We start from the raw sequence: 25,290 nt of genomic DNA, 5'->3' as shown, positions 1-25,290 counted from the left end.
ATGTACCAAACTGGACAAAGATGGAGTAGCCGCAACGAGCCTGATCTTGGCGTCGGCATGATCATTGAAAAACAAAACAAATCCTTCTTGTTGCATTTTCCCGATGCAGAAGCAGATCGCCAATACTCAAACGACCAAACCAGTCTTGTACGCCGTACACTCACACCTGGCGACCAATTGTCTTTCAAAGATGAAACCTTCACGGTACTGGAAGTGGAAGAAATTGACGGGCTCATCGAATACCGCATTAGCGACGATGACGATTGGCTGGAAGAGTCTCTTATCCAATTTCCACGTAACGACAAAAATGAACTGGATTCCATTTTAGCCTTGTCACCTGCCCGTCGCATGTGGTTTGACTTACGCCGCCATACATTGGAGCACCAAGCCGCCAACGCTGCGTCCCAAGTGCGTGGGTTAATGGGCTTAAAAGCAGAGCTTTTGCCACACCAAATTTACCTAGCGCACGACATCGCAAATCGCCCACAAGCACGCGCCCTCTTATGTGACGAAGTGGGCATGGGTAAAACCCTAGAAGCCGGCTTGATCTTGCATCAACGCCTATTAAACGGTCTGTGTAAACGCGCCTTGATCCTCACCCCAACCAACCTGCAACACCAATGGTTGGTTGAAATGCTACGTCGTTTCCATCAGCCATTTAGCTTGATTAACGACGCTGTGTATGAAGATTTCATGGACGGTGACGACAACCCATTTGAACAACAACCCTTTGTGATTGCCCCAATCGATTGGGCAAGCCAGCACCCGAAAGCCGCCCAGCACATGCTAGACGCAGAATGGGACATGGTGATTGTGGATGAAGCGCATCACCTAGCGTGGCACCCAGAAACACCGAGCATCGGTTACCAGGTGGTTGCCCGCCTTGCTGAAAAATCAGAATCTTTGTTACTGCTCAGCGCAACACCAGAGCAGACCGGCGAACGCGAACATTTCTCTCGTTTGCAATTACTGGATGCCGATCGCTATCACGATTTCGAGCGTTACCAAGCGCAACAACAGGCATTCAAACAAGCCGCCAGCTTAGCGGAAGCCTTGTTGCCAATCACCACACAGGATGACAACGCTGCAGAGCACGATTGGCCGACCACATTTGGCGACTACCTAGAGGAAGTAAAAGCCAAAGAATGGTTCACCAACCTAACCGATGGCAACCCTGAGCAACGCGCCGAAGCGGCCAAAGAAGCCATTAGTTGGCTGATTGATCGCCACGGTACTGGGCGTGAAATGTTCCGTAACACCCGAGCGGCTGTCGGCGGCTTCCCTAATCGAGCATTGCACAGCTACCCGCTTGAAAATAACGAGTTTTTTGCCTCTGCAACACACCATGTTCAGCCTGAAACAGACGTTCAAGATGGATTGTGGGAAAAAGACCCGCGCTGGAACTGGCTAAAAGAGTTCCTAGAATGCCAAGCAGATAAAGTATTGGTGATTTGTCATACCGCTGACATGGCCCAATGGCTAAATGACCAGCTTACGTTTGCCGGCTTCCAAAGCGCCGATTTCCATGAGCAAATGCCATTGATCCATCGCGATCGCGCGGCCGCTTATTTTGCTGACGAAGAAGGCGCACAAATTCTCGTTTGTTCTGAAATCGGCAGTGAAGGTCGTAACTTCCAGTTTAGCCATCACCTAGTGATGTATGACTTACCTGAACACCCTGACTTGCTTGAGCAACGTATCGGTCGTTTGGACCGTTTAGGACAACGTGAAGACGTGCAAATTCACGTGCCTTACCTTGCCAACAGTGTGCAAGAACGCCTATTCCATTGGTATCACGATGCACTGAATGCATTCTGCCGCACCACAGGCGCAGGCGACAAAGTGGAAGAAGCCTTCCGCGATAGCCTATACGCTTATCTGCATGGGCAAGACGATGACACCACCTTGCTTGAAGAAGCCAATGTGTATCACGAAGCGTTGCTGAAGCAGATGGAAGAAGGCCGCAATCGTCTATTGGAAATGAGTTCTTGTCGCCCTGAACGCGCTCGTGAATTGATCACACAGATCAATGACCAAGCCATCCACGGCCTGCATAACTACATCGAAGACGTGACCCACGCTTTTAACATTCACGCCGAATGCATGAACGACAACCCTGAGCAAAGCGCTTGGTTCATTCGTCCATCAACCGACATGATGCTAGAAGCTCTGCCTGGCATCGAAGAAGAAGGCAAAATGCTGATGTTGGATCGCCGTCAAGCGAGCCAGCGTGAAGATGTGGCCTTTGCAACGTGGGAACACCCACTGATCACCATGCTAATGGACGAAGTCCAAGGCTTTGATTCAGGCAAACTCACCTCCGCTATCTTGCCTATTGCCGCCTTACCAGAAGGCACAGTCTTGGTCGAAAGTATGTTTGTCATCGAAGCGACAGCACACCCTCGATTGAAGCTGGCGCAATCACTGCCGATGACGCCAATGTGGCAATTGTCTGATTCCAATGGCAAATTCCTGCACCAGCAATTTACCGCGGATAAGTGGGCTGAAAAACTAAAAGGCGTGCCAAACCGCGTTGCAGAACAATGGGTTGCTGCCTTGCGCAAAAATCTGATCGAAGTATTACAAACTCATCAGCTCAACGCTCAAGACCAAGCTCGCCCTATTGTGCAGGCGGCAAAATCGTCTTATCAGCATCGCTGTCAAAGTGAAATTGAGCGTTTAAGTGAACTTAAAACATTCAATTCTGCGATCACCGAAGAAGACATCGAACGCCTAGAAACAAACATGCAAGAAGGCTTAGTGCGCATTGATGAACACCAAATCCGTTTGGATGCGATTCGAATCATTCTAACCACTAAACCGGAATAGCCATTCGTGCCAACGCCATCATCTAGACGAGCACCAGACTCTACCCTAGAGATACTCTATGAAGACGACTGGTTTGTTGTGATCAACAAACCAGCGAATTGTTTGTCTGTACCCGGTCGCGGTCCAGACAAACAAGATTCTATTTTGTATCGTGCTGAGCAGCAGTTTGGTGAAGCCTTTGCCATTCATCGATTGGACGAAGCCACCTCAGGATTGATTCTGGTGGCCAAAACCCACGAATGCCAAAAGCGCATGTACGCACATTTTCGTGAACGAGAAGTCAAAAAAGAATACCGCGCCTTGCTGCGCGGTAAACTTTTAGGCCAACGAGGAGAAGTGCGCAAACCGTTACGTTGCGACTGGCCAAACCGGCCAAGGCAAATCGTTTGTACTGACGAATGGAGTAAAGATTCCATCACCTTTTGGGAGCCAATGGCCTACGAAGGCAACACCACTCGCGTTCGGCTAACGCCCTACACGGGTCGTTCCCATCAACTTCGTGTGCACATGCAAAGCATCGGACACTCGATCATCGGCGATGAATTCTACGACCCAGAATACTCCGAAGCCGACCCTAGATTACTGCTGCACGCGTATCGCCTCGAATTCCGCCATCCTTTTACCAAAGCCTGGCTCGCCTTCGTCGCACCCTGTCCTTTTTAGCCCGCGGTCCCACCGGGGCGAATGACCGCTGGGCTATTTATTGCGGCGTATAAATGGTTAGTAGTAACATGGGCGCGCAAATGACTCACAAGCGCATTAGCGCCATACAAGGAAGAGTAACGATATGAGCGATCTGTATACGCAAATGATCACGGTCTTTTTGGGCTTTTTCGCCATTATGAACCCTATCGCAAACACCGCCGCCTTCGCGGGCTTAGTCGGAGACAAAAGCAAAGCGGAGCAAATTAAAATCGCCGCGAAAGCATTGGTCATCACTTTCATCGTCATCTTGTCTTTTGCCCTACTTGGCAAAGCCATCTTTCATTTATTTGGAATCACCATTTCTGCGCTGAGAATAACCGGCGGTATTTTAGTGTTTCTCGTCGGCTATCACATGCTGAATGGACACACCTCTAAAATGCATTCTGCACAAGAGCATGACGAAACAGACATTGCTGTGTCGCCTTTGGCCGTGCCACTGCTTGCTGGTCCTGGCACCATTGCAACGGCAATGAATTACTCTTCGTCAGGGGGGGTATCAGGCATATTAGTCACCCTGTCTGTGTTTGCTGTTTTGTGCATCATCACTTTTTTCTGCTTTATTTTTAGCTCGCGCATTCTGGCACTCATAGGCAAAAGCGGCCTTGATATCGTCACCCGTTTAATGGGGTTAATTCTCGCGGTCATCGGCATGCAAATGGTGATTGTCGGCGTCACCGCCGTGGTCAAAGCCATGAACTAAGCAACTCAATGCTTTGCCTTCCTCAACCAAAGGGTCATCAGACTAGGAGGCATTTCCCTTTAAAATCCTAAGCACTTTATGATGACTACATCCGTTGCGTTTAAAGGGATTTGACCTCGCAGGTTCCAACAACCTGATACACAATCGGCGTTTCTCTTCGAAACTGCCGCCTGCCTCATCGAAAACACCGATTATTCTTATCCGCAACCGACTGAACTCCTAAGCCTGCATGAGCACAGAGCAAGGGGTCATTTCCCTTTAAAATCCTAAGCACTTTATGATGACTACATCCCCTGCGTTTAAAAGGATTTGACCACGAGTATTTGCCGCGATCTTGGGCAAACGTGACGACAAATATTTGTCTTCTTTAAAAAGTATTTGAAAGGGTATTTTTAAGCTCAATACAACATGACAAAAATAGATTTCATCCATGAAAGTCGACATAAACTTTTCTATAACATGCTTGTATTGCAGTAGAGGGGTGGTCGCTGATTTATGTTTTAAGACCCGATAAGTCTAGGATTTTCGAAGGTGTCTAGGTGAGTGACCATAATGGCGCTGAAATGCATGAAGTGCGTGATATAGAAGAGATTAAAGTCTTTGATATTTATGAGGCTTCAGCGGCCCGCTTGGTCGACCAAATTCAAACAGACATGAAGATTAAAGCCAGTGTCGTCAGCAAAGAAGAGCTACCTAACACCGTCGCTTGGGCCGATATTGTCAGTTGTGCCACATTAAGTGAAGAGCCGTTGGTACTAGGAGAATGGGTAACACCTGGAACACACGTTGATTTGATCGGTAGTTTTACCCCTAATATGCGAGAAGCCGATGATTCTCTAATGCAAAAAGCACAGGTATTCGCCGATTTCAAAGAAGCAGCACTAACTGAAACGGGCGACTTTATTGCCCCAATCAAAAGCGGTGCAATCACAGCGGACCATATAATAGGTGATTTTTTCACATTAAGCCGTGGTGTTCATGCTGGACGTCAACAATTTAACGACCCAGAAAATGATATCTCCGTATTTAAAGCGGTTGGCTCCTCCATTGAAGATCTTGCCACTGCGATGTTATGGTTTGATTCAATTTAGCGAATAAGTTTTCACAGAATTGCCTTTTAAAGTGCAAGGTCAAACTTGCACTTTTTATAAGGCATTCTCTATAAAATAACGCCATACAGATCAATCATTTATTTTTTAGGAAAGGATCATTTCTAAAAAAGAGATTGGTTTCTACAAGCCAGATCTTAAATAAAAGCTGAGCTTTTTATAATGGTAGCAGCATAAATTCAGTGTTGAACATTGCATCACTTGAAAAGAGAGCGAACATTGCCTAGGGAAGGTATGACTATCTGCCGCCTTTTTTAAGGCCTACAGCAGCAAGGCTTAGGTTGATTTTATTCACTGACTGTCCCTCTAGAACGTCAGCAAAAAGGCATCTATAGCAAGCAATCGGTGCTCCACAGACGCCCGACTCTTGTTCTTTACCCTCTCTATACCAATTCTTATCAAATTAAAGTAATGGGCTGGCGAGGTTATGAGGTAAGATGTTGGCACTTACATTGCATTTTGTTGCTGTTGATCACGGTAATAGGTGCCCCTATGATGTAAATTAAAACAACTTAATAACAGATCGGTGTTTCCTCACCGCTTTGAACACGCTTCATTACACCACTATTCCGTACGCTAAAGAGGCACTTCTAAACAAAGTGCTTGTTGGTTACCCCATGGAACAATGACGTTATTACACACTAAGAGACAGGCGTTTTATGACAGATAAGCACTTTATTTTTCAACGAATTCAGAACTTTGCAGGCGAAGGGTTTGACCCCACTGCGGATGACCAGGTAGCGACTATGCTGCGCTCAAAATTTAATATCTACCTACCTCAAAGAACATCCATCGATAAGTCCCTTGAGTCCACCAGTAGTGATCACGAAATCATTAATCTGATTATTCAATATCGAACCATGAGCGCTTAACACTTTTCCCTATTCTTTTTCACGACTGCCCTTAACGCTTCTTTTTCTTGCCAACAGGCGTCTGTGACCTATCAGGGTTCGCGCATTACAAACACGAGAGCGGGCTTTCTTGCCAAACTCGATTCGCCGCTTGGTGCAATAAACTGTGCCGCCACGCCACTTTTTCTTCTTGCCGGTCATAGCCACCACCAATCACACAGGCAACAGGCAAGCCCAGCGCTACACAAGTGGCGATCACGAAGTGATCTCGCGCCAGCACCCCCTTATCGGTTAGGTTGACATAGCCTAGCCGGTCCTCTTTGTGCACATCGACACCGGCATCATAGAAGATAAAATCAGGCTGATGTTGCGCTAATAAGTTCGGCAGCGTGCTTTTTAAGATGGCTAAATATTGCTCGTCATCTGCCCCTTTGGGAATGGCGATGTTGATGCCTTTTGTTTGTTTCACACTAGGGTAGTTTTCTTCGCAATGCCAAGAGATTGGTATGATGTCAGTCCGATCTTGAAAGAAGGCAACGGTGCCATCGCCCTGATGCACATCGCAATCCAAGATCAGCACTTTTTTGGCTTTGCCTGAGTTCACCAAAGCCAATGCCGCGACAGCCAAATCATTAAAAATACAAAAGCCTGCACCATGGGAAGGGTGCGCATGGTGTGTGCCACCCGCCAGGTGACAGGCCAACCCATGTTGCAAGGCCAACTCACTGGTAAGTATGGTGCCAGAAACCGCACGCAAGGTACGCTCTACTAGCCACTCAGACCAAGGCAAACCAATTTCTTTGACTTCTTGGACACTCAAATCGCCACGAATAAAGCGCTGAACATACCCTTTATCATGAGCCTGCATCAGTGTGGTTAACGATAAGGGTATGGGTTGATGCTCGTTTTCAGCGCTCAAAATACCTTGTTCACGCAAGGTCTCTGCGAGCAAGCGAAATTTGTGCATCGGAAAACGATGCCCTGCCGGAAACGGTATGCTGTAGTGAGGGTGAAAAACCAGTGGCATTTTAGCCGGCGTTACCGCCACAGCACTGGCTGTAGAAAGCGAATCAGTCATAGAAAAACACAGAAAATTAAAGACATAGAACAAGCATGTTAGCAGTGATTATTGGCTGCGCGCCACTATGACCTTGCGAATCGCCGCGTTAAAGGATTCCACCAAACGAGGAGGAAAGCCTTTGCCACTTTCAAAGTTAACCTGTTGAATCGCTCGCATCGAACTTTTTCGATATTCGCTGCCCGACTTCCCCCAGACAACGTCAATAAACATCACAGAAATGGCCAACAAGAAGGCCCCTTGAGGAATTAAAGGCCCCACCAATCCAGCCGGAAAACCGCTGCCATCAAAACGTTCTTTATGGGTTTTCACCATGGCGACTGCGGCATCCCAGCCAAGGTGTTTGTCGAGCAGTTTGGCGCCGACCATAGGATGATTTAATTCTGCCTGACGCTTGGCCTCCTCGTCATCTTGGCAGTTCAACACCACCGCCATCCCCATATTATGCATGTAGGCTGCGGCACTGAGTTGAGCGGGATCTTCTGGTGTTTGGCATTCTAGATTGATCAATTGGCTCAGTTTAAGAATGCGTTCACTACGCTCCTCAGAGTAACCTAGCAAACGGTTTAGCTTGGTGCTGAATAATCGAAATTGCTCGATGTCTGCTTGCTGCACAGCGCTGTAATTGACCTTCACCAAAAGCGACGTCGTTTTTGCGCCGATCGGTGCATCGCTTAACTCAACCGCGATATCTTCTAATAAAGAACGAGCAAGGCTTGGTCGGTTGGCGTCGTTTTCACAGCCATAAATAGCGTCCAGTCCTGACTGTAACTTTTCCAACACCAAACGCTCGGCGCCGTGGTATTGATACAGATCTTGCAATAGGCAACCCACTTGCTCCAGCACCACATTGATCACATCGCCTAAGTCATAGTGATAAGCGATATAGCCGCCCCGCATGCCATCCACAATTTCTTCTAAACTGTGAAGGGCCGCCACCAAAGGATCCAGAAAACAGACAGAGCAGTTTCCTTTCATACTATGAAGCGAACGAAATAACGTATCGAGTTTGTCGAAAGAAAAGCCGTCATCTTCGATATTATTGATGATGTTTTCGATTTCTTGTTGGGCTTCTTGGTAGCACTCTAGTAAGTCATCTTTGAGCTCTTTTTCCAGAGCAGAGAATTCTGTGCAGGCAAATTGACTCATAGTGTCCATCCATTACAAAAAAGCGCGCTTGTTTGAAACCTGTATGTCGCCTTCAAACGATTTCGCGCATGACCTATTCCATGGCTTAATGCCCTCATTGTAGATAAAATACCATGGATCGTGAAGCACCCAACTGTCTCGCTATGACACTGAGGAAAATATGTCTCAATATTGGCTAATAAAATCCGAGCCTGATGCGTTTTCAATAGATGACCTTAAACAACAAGGACCGTCCCCATGGGATGGTGTTCGAAATTACCAAGCTCGCAATTTCATGAAGGACATGAAGATTGACGATCTTGTCTTTTTTTATCACTCCAGCTGTAAACCCGCGGGCATTGCGGGCATTGCTAAAGTCACTCGTAACGCGTATCCAGACCACACCAGTTGGGATCCGAACAGCGCATACTACGACCCTAAATCCACGAAAGAAAGCCCTCGTTGGTTTATGGTGGATATTGAACTCGTTGAGAAATTTCCTGTACTGATCCCATTAAGCAGTCTAAAACAAGACCCTGAACTGACCGACATGGCGCTGCTGAAAAAAGGGAGCCGCTTGTCCGTCATGCCCATAGTAGAGTCTCATTGGCAACATATACTCCAGAGCACACGCTCAGCCTAACCCATGATGCTGGCTTAATGATAACGCCTTTCGCGCTCTTTCAGTGACACGGCGGTATCAAAGTAATAACGGGCAATAACCCCCAGATAATCATTGTCTTCGCCCGATCGAACAATGATCCCAAGGCTCGCTAACTGGCGGTATTTCTCTGGCTGATAGTAGGTTTCAAGACGCCAAGCAGACTCATCGTTATAGCGCTCACGATAGACAGAAACACGCTGATCGTCGTTCAGGTAATAACTCATACCAACACGAGTACTACTAAGATTGTTGAGTGTACTGTCGTATGAGGTGTAGTTCCCGGTGAGCGTTACAGCGTCCCAGAATGCATCCGCCATGGCGCGCCCCACCACACTGCGATCGGTTTCTTTGTTGTCGTCTTTCGGCTTGAACTCAGACACGCCAACACCAATACCTAATCGACCGTATTCATTTCGAGCAAACCAGTTAGAAGCCAGTTCCGACTGCGCAAAACTGTCTTCTGAGCGTCCTGTCATCAGGTAATTACTATTCAACAGAACTTGTGTGGAATACACATCCGTTAACGGAATATTCAGCACGACGTCCAAATTAAACAGCGCTTTACTGTTTAATAGCCCGCCTCCGAGCCCCAATTCAAAATTGGGGGATTCGTCATCTGCCCATACGGACTCACTGAAAATGTTTAAAATAATGAAAATTGAAAGCAGGTACTTCATAGGGTCTCCTTGCCCAGACAGCCCTATAACTGTGGCATTGTCAGGTAAATAAAGCAAAGTCGATGGCGCTTGTGAACAAACTATTTCGACTTTAAATGCGCGGAATGTTCGACACCTCTGTGATTCAGACTCAATCCCCAATATAATGGGTACAAAGTCGATAAGACGAACACATTTTAGGTTTATAGGTTACATGGCAAAAAAACTTTTTATCCAAACTCACGGCTGCCAAATGAACGAATACGATTCTTCTCGTATGGCAGATTTACTCGGCGAAAGTCATGAGATGGAGCTAACAGACAATGCGGACGAAGCAGACGTTCTGCTTCTAAACACATGCTCCATTCGTGAAAAAGCGCAAGACAAGGTATATCACCAACTTGGCCGCTGGAAAAAACTAAAACAGAAAAACCCAAACCTCGTCATTGGTGTGGGCGGTTGTGTAGCAAGCCAAGAAGGCGATGCTATTCGCAAGCGCGCTAAACACGTTGATATGATTTTTGGCCCACAAACGCTGCATAAGCTACCAGAAATGGTCAATGCGGCGGGCAGCCATATTCCTATCACTGACGTCACTTTTCCAGAAATTGAAAAGTTCGACCACCTACCAGCGCCTCGCGTTGACGGCGCGGAAGCCTTTGTTTCCATCATGGAAGGCTGCAGTAAGTACTGTACTTTTTGTGTGGTGCCTTACACTCGCGGTGAAGAAGTCAGTCGTCCGTTTGAAAGCATCCTAGTTGAAGTCGTTCAATTGGCTGAGCAAGGCGTTCGAGAGATTCACTTGCTGGGTCAGAACGTTAACGCATACCGTGGTGAAAACGAAGATGGCGACGAAACAGATTTAGCGGACATTATCCACGCCGTTGCTCAAATTGACGGGGTTGAACGTATTCGTTTCACCACCTCGCATCCAGTGGAATTCACCGACAGCTTGATCGAAGCCTTCCGTAACGAGCCTAAGTTGGTGAGCCACCTGCATTTGCCGGTACAAAGTGGTGCCGATAACATTTTGAGCGCCATGAAACGCGGCCATGATCGTCAATATTACATTGATAAAATCAACCGTATTAAAGAAGCACGACCAGGCATTAGCTTGTCTTCTGACTTTATTATTGGCTTCCCTGGCGAAACCGACGATGACTTCATCGACACAATGAACCTGATACAAGAGATTGGTTTCGACCATTCTTTCAGCTTCGTTTACAGCCAGCGCCCTGGTACGCCAGCGTCTAACTTAGAAGACGACACGCCTGAAGAGGTGAAAAAAGAACGCCTTTCGATTCTACAGCGTCGCATCAGCCAGCAAGCTTATGACATTAGCTTGGCCATGGTTGGCGAGGTTCAACGCATCTTAATCAGTGGTTATTCCCCACGCGATCCAGGCCAGCTACAAGGCCGCACAGAAAATAATCGCATTGTGAATTTCCGCGCGACGGACTCACAATTAATCGGCAAATTTGCCGATGTGGTGATCACAGACGCTTATCCAAACTCCCTTCTTGGGGAATTGATTGGCTCTGAACTCGACACTGATTTTGTTCTTCATTAAGTAAGGTAACTCTTGGAAACCACACAGACAACACAACAAACTCGCTTAGCGCCTGCCCAAGCTTCTGCTTTGGCGGCGTTATGCGGTCAGCTTGATGAGAACATTAAGCTGATCGAAGCTCGTCTTGATGTCACTATCCGCTATCGCGGTGAACTGTTTGATATTTCAGGCGATGACGCAGAACGCGTTGCTGCCAGCAAAACCCTGATCGAAAACTTGTATCGAGAAGCCCTCGCGGAATCAGCGCTTAGTACAGAAACAGTGCATCTCTATTTGCAAGAATCTGCGATTGAATCAATCACCAAAAGCAGCAAAAGCCAAAGCGATCAACTGGTCATAAAAACACGTAAAGCCTTTATCAAACCAAAAGGCAAAAACCAACAAGGTTATGTCCGCGAAGTTCGCAAAAATGACATTAACTTTGGCATTGGACCCGCTGGTACAGGTAAAACGTACCTGGCAGTGGCGTGTGCAGTTGAAGCGTTAGAAGCCGATCGTGTAGAACGTATTATGCTTGTTCGACCGGCAGTGGAAGCAGGCGAAAAACTGGGCTTTTTGCCTGGTGACTTATCACAAAAAATCGACCCTTATCTACGCCCACTGTACGATGCTCTTTACGAGATGCTCGGCTTTGAGTTAGTGGACAAGCTGATCGAGAAAAACGTCATTGAAATCGCGCCGCTTGCGTTTATGCGCGGTCGTACGCTAAACAATGCGTTTATCATTCTGGATGAAAGTCAGAACACCACCCGTGAGCAAATGAAAATGTTTCTTACGCGCATTGGTTTTGGCTCTACTGCGGTTATCACAGGCGACACCTCTCAGGTCGATTTGCCGCGTGGAACCTCCTCCGGCCTTGCCCACGCTATGCATGTATTACGTGGCGTCAACGGCATTAGCTTGACTCACTTTACCGCGGCCGATGTGGTTCGTCATCCTCTGGTACAACGCATCGTTGAAGCTTACGAGCGCTTCGATGAAGAAGAGGAAGTCGAGAAAAAAGCCCGCACCGAAGCCCGTTTAAAAGCGCAAGCTGAACACAAGAGCAATACAGAATAATGGCCCATTTAGAGTTAGATCTACAAGTTGCCACAGAAGACACCGACACCCTACCCAGCCTTGAAGATTTTTCTCGCTGGGTACAGGTGGCCTTGCCGACCATTGGTGACGAATTTGAAGTGACTATTCGTCTTGTTGACGAAGCAGAAAGCCAATCACTCAATAACGAATACCGTGGCAAAGACAAACCCACTAACGTCCTCTCTTTTCCATTCGAAGCACCTATGGATTTAGATGTGCCCCTGCTGGGTGACTTAGTCATCTGTACGCAAGTGGTTAACCAAGAAGCAAAAGAACAACAAAAACCTCTTTTGCATCACTGGGCACACTTGACGATTCATGGCATATTGCATTTACGTGGTTATGACCATATAAATGATGATGAAGCAGAAGAAATGGAAGCACTGGAAGTGCAACTACTCGCTTCCCTAGATATACCCGACCCCTATTTGATAAAAGAGTGAGTTCACAACCCCATGAGTGAAGACCGATCGAGTAACTCCAACGATCATAAATCTTGGTTTGAGCGATTAGCGCAAGCGTTTCATGACGAGCCTCGTAGCCGAGAAGACATCGTCAAGCTACTAGAAACGGCGGTAAAGTCCGATGTTATCGACCGCGATGCCTTTACTATTGTAGAGGGTGCTTTAGAAGTATCTGAAGTACAGGCCCGTGACATTATGATTCCACCTTCTCAGATGGTGATCATCAAATCCGAAGACGATCCAAAAACCTCGATTCGAAAAGTCATCGATTCTTCCCACTCTCGCTTTCCTGTGGTGGGCGAAGAGCCGGATGAAATTCTGGGTGTACTGCTTGCGAAAGACCTATTGCCTTTGCTGTTTAAAGAAGAAGACATTGTGCTGGACGACATTATGTCGCGTTTACGTCCGGCCAACTTCATCCCAGAAAGCAAGCGCCTCAATGTATTATTGAATGACTTTCGAACCAAACGCTACCACATGGCCTTGGTACTCGACGAATACGGCAGCGTGTCTGGCTTAGTCACCATCGAAGATGTGTTAGAACAAATTGTTGGTGAAATCGAAGACGAAACAGACCGCTTAGAAAACGAAGACATTCAAACCACGGAAGACAGTAATGTGTTCCTAGTACCAGCCTTGTGCACCATTGAAGACTTTAACGAATTTTTCAAAGTGGACTTGAGCGAAGAAGAGTTCGATACCGTTGGAGGCATTCTGGTACAGCAATTTGGCCATGTGCCCGTTCGCGGCGAAGAAATCACCTTCAACCAGCTGCATTTCCATGTGCTGAAATCAGATGGTCGCCGAGTGAAAACCATACAAGTCTCCACCCCTACAGAAGAATCAATGGAATAATATGTCCGACCGCCTCCCCGACTTAACCACTAAAGCGGGGCGGAAACGCCCTTCTGCGTTAAAAAACCGCTCACCGTATATTGTTTTTATTATCGGTTTATTGGCGGGTGCTTTGGGAGTAACCAGCTTTGCTCCCTTCAATTTTTGGCCTAGCTACTTTGTCACCCTGATGGTCTTCGCGACCTTAATTTTGTCCAGCTCGACGGCAAAATCGGCGTTTTGGCGAGGCACCTCGGTTGGCTTAGGTTTCTTTGGCGCGGGCGTGTCTTGGGTCTTTGTCAGCATTGACACCTATGGCCAAGTGGGCGACATTGCTTCTGCTCTGATTACGTTTTTATTTGTCTTAGTCGTCACGCTTTTCTGGTCCGTATCCGGCTGGCTGTCTTGGCGCTTAATTCAACGTTTTAAACACATCTCACCGGCTTTGTTGATCGCCTTTAGTTTATTGCTTGGCGAATTTGCCCGTAGCCATTTATTCACCGGTTTCCCATGGCTCTTACCTGGCTATGCCATACAGGAAACTTGGCTGTTCGAATTACTGCCAATTGGTGGTATTTGGCTGACCAGCGCTGTGGTGGTACTGACCGCCTGCCTGATTCCCGGACGCTTGTTTAGCAACCATAATCACATTGCTTTGATCATGGCGGTGCTGTTCACCTGGTCTGCCGGTTTGTATTTGCATTACTTCCCTGAAAAATGGGTCTCGCCAACAGGCTCAATCAAAACCACCTTGGTGCAAGGCAATGTTCCACAAGAACTAAAATGGCAACAAAGTACCGCCGCCAGCTCATTGGCGTATTATGAAAAAGCCACCAGAGAACATTTGGACAGTGATTTGGTCGTTTGGCCAGAAACCGCCATCACCTATTTTTATCACGAAGTTCGCCCTTTCTTAAGCCCATTAAGAAAGCAATTGGCAGACACTAAAACCACCTTAATTACTGGTGTGCCGGATTACCAAGCCGACACAAAAACCTACTACAACGCGATGTGGGCGACGGGTAATGGCTTTGGTCTTTACTACAAACGTCACCTAGTACCGTTTGGCGAATACATCCCTCTCGCGTCGATCGTGGGGCCTATTTTAGACATCTTTGGCATGCCGATGTCGTCTTTCTCTCCAGGAGACAGCAACCAGCCAACACTGCAAGTGGGCGAATGGGCCGCGGCGCCTTTCATCTGCTATGAAATTGTGTACCCAGAACAGGTTCGCCGTTTAGTTCGCGACAGTGACTTCCTAATCACCATCAGTAACGATGCTTGGTTTGGCGCGTCCATTGGTCCGTGGCAACACTTGCAGATCGCGCGCTTTAGGGCCAAGGAATCAGGGCGCTACTTGATTCGTGCGACCAACACAGGTGTGTCGGCGATCATTGATCAAAATGGCGACATTGTGGCCGAAGCGAAACAGTTTAAAAGAACCACTCTCACCTCCACCGTGAAGACCTTTAGTGGTATCACGCCTTATGTCCAATGGGGTTACTGGCCTGTGCTCTTACTGCTGCTGATCACCTTTATCCTCTCTTATAGCAGCAACAAGGCTTTGAGCAAAAAACGCATCGACGAGAAGAAGAGTCTATTGAAGAAGCGACTTTACCAATAAGTCGCGCTTTCATCGCAAGTAAAAAAGGAATTAGGTTACTTGCGATGAAAACATTAGGTCTATCAAGCAATTAGATAGGGTAAGAAAACCACCTGTTTAATGGGTCGACAACAACCCGTAGTGGCACACTTCACAGGTTTCTAACGGGCCATCTTGCGCCAAGGTATTATCGTGGCCACAAGACATGCAGTGATACACACCCGCTTTCGCTTGCTCTCCGGCCACATGACACTCTTCGAGTGGCACAGGATTATTGTTCGCGTGATTGATTAACCACAACAAGGCGGCGTCTTCTTTCTCGTCCAGCTCTTCGACAAAATCATGACCTTCGTCTAGGATCAAATGCCAATTGGCATCAACCCACGCTTCGGTATAGCCCATCTTATCGTGCCAATAAGCTTTCATAAGCGACACGTCGTCTAATAGCCAATCCTTAGCCCCTTGCAATGTCTTACGAGCTTCTTCAACCAAATCCGTGTTGTTTTGCTCATTTGCGTGATCTTTTTTCATTGTTTTCATAACTCCTCTTCTATGTGCCTTCTCATTAGAGCTCCATCTCTATAAAATAGCGAATATTCTTAGACTCTGTTGGGCTCTACGCAAACATTTAGTGCATTTCTTCTCTTTTCCTTAGTTAGAGAGGCAATTGTGTAGACAAGGCCAACCTAACGCCTATTACGGGACCATAAAACATCATGCAAGAACAATATAATCCTCAGCAGATTGAACAAGCTGCTCAATCATTTTGGGATGAAAACAAAGTATTCAAAGCCGTCGCCGATGCCAGTAAAGAAAAATTCTACTGCTTGTCTATGTTCCCTTACCCAAGTGGCCGTTTGCACATGGGCCACGTACGTAATTACACCATTGGCGATGTGATCTCTCGTTACCAGCGTATGCAAGGCAAAAACGTTTTGCAACCAATGGGTTGGGATGCTTTTGGTCTGCCAGCAGAAAACGCAGCGATCAAACACAAAACCGCACCAGCGAAATGGACCACAGAAAACATTGCCTACATGAAAGGCCAATTAAAAGAACTTGGCTTTGGTTATGACTGGGACCGTGAAGTAGCAACTTGCACACCTGAATACTACAAGTGGGAACAATGGTTCTTCACTCAATTGGTAGAAAAAGGCTTAGCGTACAAAAAAACAGCGGCCGTTAACTGGTGTCCTGAAGACCAAACGGTTCTCGCAAACGAGCAAGTAGAAGAAGGTGCTTGTTGGCGTTGTGGCACGACCGTAGAGAAAAAAGAAATTTCTCAGTGGTTTATCCGTATTACGGATTACGCAGAAGAATTACTGAACGACCTTGACCAACTAGATGGCTGGCCAGAAAAAGTAAAAGCCATGCAGCGTAACTGGATTGGCCGCTCTGAAGGTCTAGAATTCAGCTTTGCCGTAGAAGGTAAAGAAGAGCGCTTATCTGTTTATACTACTCGCCCAGACACCATCATGGGGGTCACTTACGTTGCCGTAGCGACGCAACACCCATTGGCATTAGAAGCCGCTGAAAGTAACCCAGCGCTTGCTAACTTCGTCGCCGAAAGCAAATTGATGTCGACCACAGAAGCCGACATGGCCACGGTTGAGAAAAAAGGCATGGACACTGGCTTTAAAGCCATCCACCCTATTTCTGGCGACATAGTGCCTGTTTTCGCGGCCAATTTCGTGTTGATGGAATACGGTTCGGGCGCGGTTATGTCGGTACCTGCTCATGATCAACGCGACTTTGAATTTGCGAAAAAATACAATCTAGAAATCAAACAAGTCATCCAGCCTGCGGGCGAAGAAACAGTGGATCTTGAGAACGCAGCTTTCACCGAAAAAGGCGTGTTATGCAACTCAGGTGAATTCGACGGTTTGGCGTTTAAAGACGCGTTTGCTGCGATTTGCACTTGGATGGAAGACCAGGGTATTGGCGAGAAAAAAGTCAACTATCGCCTACGCGATTGGGGTGTAAGCCGCCAACGTTACTGGGGCACACCCATTCCGACTATTAACTTGAAAGATGGTTCTGTCGTTCCTGTACCAGAAGATCAACTGCCTGTTGTCTTGCCGACAGACGTGATCATGGATGGCGTTAACTCTCCAATCAAAAACAACCCTGACTTCTCGTCTATTATGTTCAACGGCGAAGAAGCAGAGCGCGAAACCGATACCTTCGATACCTTTATGGAATCCTCTTGGTACTTCGCACGTTACTGCTGCCCAGATTCAACAGACGCCATGCTGACAGAAGAAGCCAACTACTGGCTACCTGTTGACCAATACGTTGGTGGTGTAGAACACGCTATCTTGCATTTGTTGTACTCACGTTTCTTCCACAAGTTGCTGCGTGATGCCGGCTTAGTAACGTCTGACGAACCATTCAAACGCCTTCTAACCCAAGGTATGGTGAATAAAGACGGCACCAAGATGTCTAAATCCAAAGGCAACACCGTTGACCCTCAACAAATGATTGAGAAATACGGCGCGGATACCGTTCGCCTATTCATCATGTTTACCGCACCACCAGAGCAATCTCTAGAGTGGAACGACGCGGGTGTGGATGGCGCATCACGTTTCTTACGTCGCTTGTGGGCTTTGTCTTACCGTCACACCAACGCAGGCGAAGTCGGTACATTAGACATTGGTGCACTGAATGGCGCGCAAAAGTCACTGCGTCGTAAAACTCACGAAACCATTCAGAAAGTCACCGACGATATTGAACGCCGTCAAACCTTCAACACCGCCATTGCCGCTGTGATGGAGCTGTGCAACGAAATCAGTAAGTTTGAAGACAACTCGCCATTGGGTCTGGCTGTGGTTCAAGAAGCATTAGAAGCGGCAACCTTGTTGTTGTCTCCTATCGTGCCTCACATTTCTCATCAGCTTTGGACAGACCTTGGTCACACGGACAACATTGTGGATACCGCTTGGCCAACACTGGACGAAGATGCCTTGATCAAAGACGAATTGACCATTGTCGTTCAAGTATTAGGCAAGAAACGTGCTGAGTTAACCGTGTCTGCCAGCGCAGACAACAAAACGATTGAAGCTGAAGCATTGGCTCACCCAGGTGTGGCTAAGTTCCTTGAAGGAAAAACGGTTCGTAAAGTCATCGTTGTTCCCGGTCGCTTGGTTAATATTGTCGCAAACTAATGCGCTTAACAGGGATGGCGCTGCCATCCCTTTTCATTCTTGCCGAATAAGAGATCATGGCCATGCTAGTATCATTTAACAAAACGACCCGTTATTTTTTCCTTGCCCTCATCGCCATGAGCGTTACTGCTTGCGGCTTTCACTTACGTGGACAAGTCGCAATACCACAAGCACTGAAAACCATTACCCTAACCTCAGACGCAAAATCCAATACCTTTAATACTTCGTTACGTATTGCCTTGTCGCGCGCTGGCGTTAACGTGGTCGACCCTAAAGACGCTGGTGATGATGTATTAGAACTCAAAGTAAACGCCATAACGACTTCGGATACTGTGTTGGCGCGTAACTCGTCAAACGACATTACCCAAATCGAGCGTCGCATGAGCACCAGCTATTTTATTCGCCAAGAAGATGGCAAGTCGCTGTACGGTCCTCGTACCGTCAGTACTAGCAAAACCTTGTCGAATCAGAACTCAGAAGAAAGTACCAAAGCGGCTTACAATCAATCAAAAGAAGAAGACATGAGCGAAGAGCTTGCCAATCAATTGATCTATGATTTAGGCTACGCGCCCCTTAAATAAGCTCGCCAACAGGCTAATCACTGATGAAAGTAAGAGCAGATCAACTGCCTCAGCAGCTTAATAAAAACCTCGCACCCCTGTATATTATTTCGGGGGACGAGGTGTTACTGATCCAAGAAGCCGCCGATAGCATTCGTCGTGCAGCGCAACAAGCAGGCATCAGTGAACGCCTTAGATTTGTCGCCGACGCGCAATTTGATTGGCAAGATGTGATCAATGAAAACCAGAGTTTGTCGTTGTTTTCCAATCAACGTTTGTTTGATATTCAAATAGATAAGATGGGCGAGAAACACACCAAAGCCCTCGCTCAACTGGCGCAGTCTCTCACCCCTGATAACACCATATTACTCACTTTACCCAAGATAGACGCTCGCACCCAAAAGGCAAAATGGTTCACACAACTGGAATCCCAGGGCGTGTTTGTCCAAATTTGGCCAGTGGACGCCAGCCGCCTGCCAGCGTGGGTTCAACAACGGGCTCAAGCGCTCGACTTATCCTTGAGCCGAGACGCCGCAAGCATCATTTGTGAACGCGGAGAAGGCAACTTATTAGCCCTTTCCCAAGAGCTTGAGAAGCTGGTATTACTGCATGGCGCTGGCACTAAAATAGACGCAGAAAAGGTCGCCGAGTCGGTGGCCGACAGCAGTCGTTATTCGATTTATGATTTAAGCGATCGCTTATTAATGGGCAAAACCAAAGACGCCATGCATTGCTTAAGCCAGCTCATTGGCGAAGGGGTCGAACCCAACATTATTCTCTGGTTGTTTAACCGCGAGGCACAAACCCTTGTGGATTTATTACACGCCATGAGATCGTCCAGTTTACGCCAAGCCTGCCAAGCCCAAAGAATTTGGGATAAGCGCATCCCTTTTTATGAAAGCGCCATGTCTCGTCATAACCAAGGCACGCTGCCCTATTTGCAAAATTACCTAGCCTTGATGGATCAACGCATCAAAGGCCTCGACGGCCCTGATTTAGAAGTGGGATTTCGCAATTTGGTCATGATGTTTTGTGGTTTCAAGCCCGTTATGACTGAGTTAGATCTGCCCGCCTACTAACAAGGCGGTGCGATCTAACGTCTTCGTAATCAGACTTCTTTGAGGCTTTTATTTAATGCCTTTAAACGCGTAAAACTCAGTATAATGGCTAACATTGTCGCCGTTACAGCCACCCAAAGGCTGACTCTTACACCCTGAGCTTCCATCTGTAGATGCGCCGATTCACCATGGCTAGACAACGCATACTGCGCCAAAATAACCCCAACAAGAGCCCCGCCTAAACACTGTCCAAAGGTTCTCATAATTGCCAGTACGCCTGATGCGTAACCGCTGTTTTCCCGCGACACATTCGACAACAACTCACGATTATTCGGGCTTTGAAAACAGCCAAAGCCAATACCACACAATAAGCTGCGAAAGCCTATGTCCCAGATGGACGCGTTGGCTGGCAATAACGCCAATAATGCGATGCCCAGCATAAAAATACACAAACCAATCGTTGATACCAAAGCCGCAGAATAGCGGTCCGCAAACTTGCCCGCTTGAGGCGCGGCTAAAATAATGCCCACAGGCCAAGGCGTAAAAAGCAATGCTGAGGCAAATGCACTGTAGCCATAGACATTCTGAAACAGAAAAGGCAATGCAATAAAAATGATCCCCTGACTGACAAAAGAAGACAGCGACGTTAAAGCCGCCAATGAAAAGCGTGTCGATGAAAAGATAACCAAAGGCAGCAGCGGTTTCGCCACACGCTTCTGTCGTCGAAAGAAGAGTACGCCAGCAACAACAGACACCACGGCATAGAGTAGAGCAGTGAATAAGGTATCCGTCGATATGCCGCCCTCGCCCGCTTGGGAAAAACTATTGGCGGTCATAATAAAGGCCCCCAGCATAACGGCCGACAACACGCCGCCTAGAACATCAAAAGACTCACGCTCATTCGTTTGCTTGCGAGGCATCGCGCGCTGCGTGAGCAACAAAGCCGTCAGGCCAAACGGCACATTAATCACAAACAACCACTGCCAGCTCAATGTTGAAATCAGTGTGCCACCAAATACCGGGGCAATGGCCGTTATCGTGGCGATCAATAATGCATTCGCGCCGAGTATTCGTCCCAACAAACGATTGGGAAAAATAGACCTGAGTATCGCGGGAGCAATACTTAATACCGCAGCAGCACCAACACCTTGCAGCAGGCGCATGCCCACCAGCATAGGCAAGGACGTGGATAAAGCACAACCTAATGACGCCAAGGTAAACACACTCAACCCCATGGTAAATTGCACACGAAAGCCTACTTGCTTAACAAACGCCGCAAAAATGGCCAAAAACATCGCCGTCGACAACAAATAACTATTGGATATCAAGACCGCATCACTGGACGAAATGGCCAACGAGCGAGCAATCTGTGGCAAAGCAATATTGACCATTGAGCCATCAAACACCGCCATGGACGTTGTCGTCATTACCGCAAGCATTGCTAAACAGCGCTCTCGCCCCTTTAAACCTTCATCTCCAGGCTTGTCTGAAAATAATTCCATATAAACCATAGCTCCCACGCATGCCTTGTATTTGAACTCATTGTAAATGAGTCGCAGTATAAGCGCTCAAGAAGCAACTCAAAAGGCTGAATTCAAACCGCAGGGTAGCGATGGACTTCATTTATTCTCTTAGCCTGTTATCATGCGCCATTCTCATGCACCACTTTTACGACACTCTTAAGTTACTAGGCAGAATAGAATGAACGATGAATCCATTATCTTAGAAGAACTCAATGTCTGGAACACGCCTTTGTTTGTGAGCCAGCTACCAGACCATGAGTTTTTAAAAGAGGCACTGCTGGATTTGATCTATCAACAAAAAGCCGCACAAAAAACGGCGATTGATAGCCTAATCGCCCCAACAGCAAAACACGCCATGCACGAAAGTACGTTGGATTTTCTAGATCAAGAAGACCCGACTGTGATGGAAACCAAACGTATTTTAGAAGAATTAACGTTAGAAGTGGCTGCCAGCTTAAACCATTCATTCTGGCCTGAAGACGCCAACGCAGACGCACACATTATTGAGTCTTGGTATCACGTCACGCAAAAAGGCGGTTACCATGATGTGCACTCGCACCCAAACTGCTCTTGGTGTGGCATTTATTATCTAGAACCTGGCGATGCGTCGAGCGCAGGCAATGGTGGCTTAAATCGTTTTTATGACCCACGCGTCAACGCCGAACATTATGCGGATCCAGGCACCGCCTACTTAGGCGCTCAAGGGGTATGGGACTTTACACCTGTCGAAGGTCAAATTGTGTTTTTCCCTTCGTATTTGAAACACTCGGCTCTGCCCTATTTTGGCGACAAAGACCGAGTAGTGATTGCCTTTAATAGCATCATAGAAGTGTATTAATAAGGCGCCTGCGTTCAATCTTCTTGGCCGCAGGTGTAGGTTTGCACTAACCCCTCTTTACCCCAAGACTCTAAACGCACCTCAAAGCCCCAGAGTCGACGGAAATGCTTCATGACTTCGACCGTGTCTTCATTTAACGGACGGTCGCCATCCATCACATGACGCAACACCAAGCTTCTGTCTTCGTTAATATTGACTCTTTGTACCTGAATATTCGGTTCGCGGTAACTCAGGTTATATTGCTGAGACAAACGCTCTCGTAACTTTTGATAGCCTTCGTCATTGTGAATTTCTTTAACCTCAACAAAGGGGTCCAGCACGTCGTTTTCCATGCCAAAGAAGCGAAATTCACGCATCAACTTAGGTGACAAATACTGCAGAATAAAACTTTCGTCTTTAAAATTGCGCATGGCAAAATCCAGCACCTCAAGCCAGTTTTTGTCCACGATATCAGGGAACCAGCGACGGTCTTCTTCTGTGGGCTTTTCACACATTCGCTTAATATCAGAATACATAGCAAACCCCAGAGCGTAAGGGTTAATGCCCGAATAGTAAGGCGAATCAAAGCCCGGCTGATACACCACACTGGTGTGTGATTGCAGAAACTCTAAGATAAAGCCATCGTCCACCAGCCCTTTGTCGTACAAAGTATTCATCAGGGTGTAATGCCAAAACGACGCCCAGCCTTCGTTCATCACTTGGGTCTGGCGCTGAGGGTAAAAATACTGAGCCATTTTACGCACAATGCGAATCAACTCTCGTTGCCAAGGACGCAGTAAAGGCGCGTGTTTTTCTAAAAAATAGAGCAGGTTTTCTTGCGGCTCAGAGGGAAAAATCCGTTCTTTTCGAATCGCCGCCTCCTCCTTATCCAACGTAGGAATCGTGCGCCACAAATCGTTTACCTGTTGTTGCAAAACACGCTCACGCTCCTCCTGTCGAGAACGTTCCTCTTCTGCTGAAAGCGGCACCGGACGCTTATAACGATCCACCCCAAAGTTCATCAAGGCATGGCAAGAATCCAGCGTGAGCTCCACTTCTTCTATGCCGTACTTCTCTTCACATTCTTGAACGTATTTTTTAGCAAAAACGAGATAATCAATGATCGCCGTGGCATCGGTCCAGGTTTTAAACAGGTAATTACCTTTGAAAAAAGAGTTGTGCCCATAACACGCATGGGAGATGACCAAGGCTTGCATCATCATATTGTTCTCTTCCATCAGATAGGCAATACAAGGCGATGAATTGATCACGATTTCATAAGCCAGCCCCATGCGGCCACGCTTATAGTTTTGCTCGACTTCTAAAAACTGCTTGCCATAGGACCAGTGGTGATACCCTAACGGCATACCAACGGACGCATAGGCATCCATCATTTGTTCAGAGCTGATGATTTCAATTTGATTTGGATAGGTGTCTAAACCAAACTCCTTGGCTATTTTACCTATCTCTTGCTCGTATTTTTGCACCAATTCAAAAGACCATTCTGGCCCTTCGGATAAAAAGTGACGCTTCGCTTTACTGGCCGCTTGACTCATTTTGCCTCCTTTGGAACAAGTCCCGGAAAACAGGGTAAATATCGCCAACATCGGTTATATGCCGCATTGAAAAGTACTTAGGATGCGCGTTTTGCACCTGTTCATAGGAGTACCACAAACTTTGATGCTCTCGTGGGGTAATTTCTATATAGGTAAAATACTGTACTTTATCGACAATGCTGTCTTCTAAAATCTTACGACAGGTAGTCGAATCGTCATCCCAATTATCGCCATCTGACGCTTGAGCAGCATAGATGTTCCACGCATCCGATGGGTAACGATCCGCAATAATTTTGTCCATCAAGGTCAGGGCACTGGAGACAATGGTGCCGCCGGTTTCACGAGAATAAAAGAACTCCTCTTCGGTCACTTCTTTCGCGCTGGTGTGATGACGGATAAACACCACGTCTATTTTTTCGTAGTTCCGACGCAAGAAAAGATACAAGAGAATAAAGAATCGCTTGGCAATATTCTTTGTTTCTTGGGTCATTGAACCAGACACATCCATCACACAAAACATCACCGCTTGGCTGCTGGGTTTGGGCTCTTTTATATGATGGTTGTATCGCAGATCATAAGTATCCAAAAATGGCGTACGCGCGATTTTCTGCTCCAGCAAGGCGACCTGTTCTTCTAGCTCGGCCATTCTTACCTGATCGCGCAACGACACATCCAATGCCATCAGGCGCTCGATCTCGCCCTCAACTTCTTTAAGCTGACGCCTTGCCCCACCACTCATCACAATGCGCCGTGCATAAGCATTACGCATAGACCGCACTATGTTTAATTTAGACGGTGTGCCATCACTGACAATGCCGGCGTGCTTCAAAGAATACTCTTTGATTTCCTTAAGCTCTTTCTTCAATAAATTAGGCAACGCCAAATCTTCAAAGACGTAATCGAGAAACTCTTCTTGGGATATTTGGAAGACGAAGTCGTCTTCCCCTTCCCCCGTATTACTCGCATCGCCATTACCGGCACCACCCGCGCCACCGCCACGTGGTTTAGGTATGCGGTCACCGGTTGAAAACTCTTTATTACCAGGATGAACAATGGAGCCCTTTCCACCAACACCATGACCAAAAGTTGGCTCATGTATGTCTTTTTGTGGAATCGTAATTTTCTCACCACGGTCCAAATCCTTAATGCTGCGCTCGTTCACCGCCTCCTCAACGGCTTTACGAATGTGCTCACGGTAACGGCGTAAAAATCGTTGCCGATTCACACTGCTCTTATGCTTTCCGTTTAGGCGGCGGTCAATAATGTATGACATACCCACCTCCTTTACTGATCAGACAGTACATCTTAGTCTTTCGCATAAACACCACCCGCCTCTTCGTT

Annotated in this window: 21 protein-coding genes and 1 pseudogene; 15 read left to right on the top strand and 7 right to left on the bottom strand. The window is 47.1% G+C overall.

The annotated features are described in order from the left end of the window. The 5 genes from rapA to E0D71_RS09390 all read left to right on the top strand — a co-directional run bounded on the left by rapA (nucleotide 1) and on the right by E0D71_RS09390 (nucleotide 6,215). Nucleotides 1-2,829 carry an RNA polymerase-associated protein RapA gene (rapA, locus tag E0D71_RS09410; protein ID WP_133003052.1) on the top strand — a complete coding sequence of 943 codons (2,829 nt, stop codon included), beginning with the start codon at nucleotides 1-3 and terminating at the stop codon, nucleotides 2,827-2,829. Between the two features lie 6 nt (nucleotides 2,830-2,835). Continuing rightward, a complete protein-coding gene (locus E0D71_RS09405) occupies nucleotides 2,836-3,492 on the top strand; it encodes an RluA family pseudouridine synthase (RefSeq protein WP_133003051.1) in 657 nt (218 codons plus the stop codon). A 124-nt stretch (nucleotides 3,493-3,616) separates the two neighbouring features. Further along, the gene (locus E0D71_RS09400; RefSeq protein WP_133003050.1) at nucleotides 3,617-4,234 is read left to right on the top strand and encodes a MarC family protein; all 618 of its coding nucleotides are present in this window, start codon (nucleotides 3,617-3,619) and stop codon (nucleotides 4,232-4,234) included. Between the two features lie 539 nt (nucleotides 4,235-4,773). Beyond that, entirely contained in the window at nucleotides 4,774-5,325 is a 552-nt protein-coding gene (locus E0D71_RS09395) for a hypothetical protein (RefSeq protein WP_133003049.1), read from the top strand. A gap of 677 nt (nucleotides 5,326-6,002) precedes the next feature. Then, nucleotides 6,003-6,215 (top strand): hypothetical protein, encoded by a 213-nt coding sequence (locus E0D71_RS09390; RefSeq protein WP_133003048.1) that lies wholly within the window; start codon nucleotides 6,003-6,005, stop codon nucleotides 6,213-6,215. 85 nt (nucleotides 6,216-6,300) lie between these two features. On the opposite strand, the gene E0D71_RS09385 is transcribed toward E0D71_RS09390, so the two are convergent. Continuing rightward, nucleotides 6,301-7,272, bottom strand: coding sequence for a histone deacetylase (locus tag E0D71_RS09385; RefSeq protein ID WP_133003047.1), 972 nt, complete (start codon nucleotides 7,270-7,272; stop codon nucleotides 6,301-6,303). A gap of 48 nt (nucleotides 7,273-7,320) precedes the next feature. Then, a complete protein-coding gene (locus tag E0D71_RS09380) occupies nucleotides 7,321-8,421 on the bottom strand; it encodes an HD domain-containing phosphohydrolase (RefSeq protein WP_133003046.1) in 1,101 nt (366 codons plus the stop codon). A 160-nt stretch (nucleotides 8,422-8,581) separates the two neighbouring features. On the opposite strand from E0D71_RS09380, the gene E0D71_RS09375 reads away from it, so the two are divergent. Then, nucleotides 8,582-9,043, top strand: coding sequence for an EVE domain-containing protein (locus E0D71_RS09375; protein WP_133003045.1), 462 nt, complete (start codon nucleotides 8,582-8,584; stop codon nucleotides 9,041-9,043). A gap of 14 nt (nucleotides 9,044-9,057) precedes the next feature. Here the strand turns inward: E0D71_RS09375 and E0D71_RS09370 are convergent, their stop codons facing one another. Next, entirely contained in the window at nucleotides 9,058-9,741 is a 684-nt protein-coding gene (locus E0D71_RS09370) for a hypothetical protein (RefSeq protein WP_133003044.1), read from the bottom strand. Between the two features lie 193 nt (nucleotides 9,742-9,934). Here E0D71_RS09370 and miaB point away from each other — a divergent pair, with 193 nt between their 5' ends. The 5 genes from miaB to lnt are packed head-to-tail and all read left to right on the top strand — an operon-like array spanning nucleotide 9,935 to nucleotide 15,292. Next, nucleotides 9,935-11,290: a tRNA (N6-isopentenyl adenosine(37)-C2)-methylthiotransferase MiaB gene (miaB, locus tag E0D71_RS09365; RefSeq protein WP_133003043.1), complete on the top strand. Its 1,356-nt coding sequence runs from the start codon at nucleotides 9,935-9,937 to the stop codon at nucleotides 11,288-11,290. Nucleotides 11,291-11,302: 12 nt separating this feature from the next. Further along, on the top strand, nucleotides 11,303-12,349 hold the full coding sequence (locus tag E0D71_RS09360; protein ID WP_133003042.1) for a PhoH family protein: 1,047 nt from the start codon (nucleotides 11,303-11,305) through the stop codon (nucleotides 12,347-12,349). Further along, nucleotides 12,349-12,813: an rRNA maturation RNase YbeY gene (ybeY, locus tag E0D71_RS09355; RefSeq protein WP_133003041.1), complete on the top strand. Its 465-nt coding sequence runs from the start codon at nucleotides 12,349-12,351 to the stop codon at nucleotides 12,811-12,813. The genes E0D71_RS09360 and ybeY overlap by 1 nt, the downstream gene beginning before the upstream one ends. Nucleotides 12,814-12,825: 12 nt before the next feature. Beyond that, entirely contained in the window at nucleotides 12,826-13,689 is an 864-nt protein-coding gene (locus E0D71_RS09350) for a transporter associated domain-containing protein (RefSeq protein ID WP_133003040.1), read from the top strand. A gap of 1 nt (nucleotide 13,690) precedes the next feature. Next, nucleotides 13,691-15,292 carry an apolipoprotein N-acyltransferase gene (gene lnt, locus E0D71_RS09345; protein ID WP_133003039.1) on the top strand — a complete coding sequence of 534 codons (1,602 nt, stop codon included), beginning with the start codon at nucleotides 13,691-13,693 and terminating at the stop codon, nucleotides 15,290-15,292. 96 nt (nucleotides 15,293-15,388) lie between these two features. Here lnt and E0D71_RS09340 read toward each other — a convergent pair. After that, a pseudogene (locus tag E0D71_RS09340) lies at nucleotides 15,389-15,829 on the bottom strand (hypothetical protein); the annotation flags it as partial. Between the two features lie 158 nt (nucleotides 15,830-15,987). Between E0D71_RS09340 and leuS the strand changes: the two are divergent. The 3 genes from leuS (at nucleotide 15,988) to holA (ending at nucleotide 20,074) form a co-directional block, all read left to right on the top strand. After that, nucleotides 15,988-18,435 (top strand): leucine--tRNA ligase, encoded by a 2,448-nt coding sequence (gene leuS / locus E0D71_RS09335; protein ID WP_133003037.1) that lies wholly within the window; start codon nucleotides 15,988-15,990, stop codon nucleotides 18,433-18,435. Nucleotides 18,436-18,497: 62 nt separating this feature from the next. Continuing rightward, nucleotides 18,498-19,016, top strand: a complete 519-nt coding sequence (gene lptE / locus E0D71_RS09330) for an LPS assembly lipoprotein LptE (RefSeq protein WP_133003036.1) — start codon at nucleotides 18,498-18,500, stop codon at nucleotides 19,014-19,016. Nucleotides 19,017-19,039: 23 nt separating this feature from the next. After that, entirely contained in the window at nucleotides 19,040-20,074 is a 1,035-nt protein-coding gene (holA, locus tag E0D71_RS09325; RefSeq protein ID WP_133003035.1) for a DNA polymerase III subunit delta, read from the top strand. 29 nt (nucleotides 20,075-20,103) lie between these two features. Here holA and E0D71_RS09320 read toward each other — a convergent pair whose 3' ends face one another. Continuing rightward, the gene (locus E0D71_RS09320) at nucleotides 20,104-21,555 is read right to left on the bottom strand and encodes an MFS transporter (protein ID WP_133003034.1); all 1,452 of its coding nucleotides are present in this window, start codon (nucleotides 21,553-21,555) and stop codon (nucleotides 20,104-20,106) included. Nucleotides 21,556-21,754: 199 nt separating this feature from the next. Between E0D71_RS09320 and E0D71_RS09315 the strand changes: the two genes are divergently transcribed. Further along, nucleotides 21,755-22,414, top strand: coding sequence for a putative 2OG-Fe(II) oxygenase (locus E0D71_RS09315; protein ID WP_133003033.1), 660 nt, complete (start codon nucleotides 21,755-21,757; stop codon nucleotides 22,412-22,414). Between the two features lie 14 nt (nucleotides 22,415-22,428). Here E0D71_RS09315 and E0D71_RS09310 read toward each other — a convergent pair whose 3' ends face one another. Further along, nucleotides 22,429-23,949: a SpoVR family protein gene (locus E0D71_RS09310; protein ID WP_133003032.1), complete on the bottom strand. Its 1,521-nt coding sequence runs from the start codon at nucleotides 23,947-23,949 to the stop codon at nucleotides 22,429-22,431. Further along, complete coding sequence (locus E0D71_RS09305) at nucleotides 23,930-25,222, bottom strand: YeaH/YhbH family protein (protein ID WP_133003031.1); 1,293 nt, start codon at nucleotides 25,220-25,222, stop codon at nucleotides 23,930-23,932. The genes E0D71_RS09310 and E0D71_RS09305 overlap by 20 nt, the downstream gene beginning before the upstream one ends. Between the last annotated feature and the right edge of the window lie 68 nt (nucleotides 25,223-25,290).

The organism is Marinomonas sp. KMM3893 (genome assembly GCF_004352855.1).
In the GTDB taxonomy this organism is placed as follows: Bacteria; Pseudomonadota; Gammaproteobacteria; order Pseudomonadales; family Marinomonadaceae; genus Marinomonas; species Marinomonas arenicola.
This window is presented reverse-complemented; position numbering and strand designations above follow the sequence as displayed.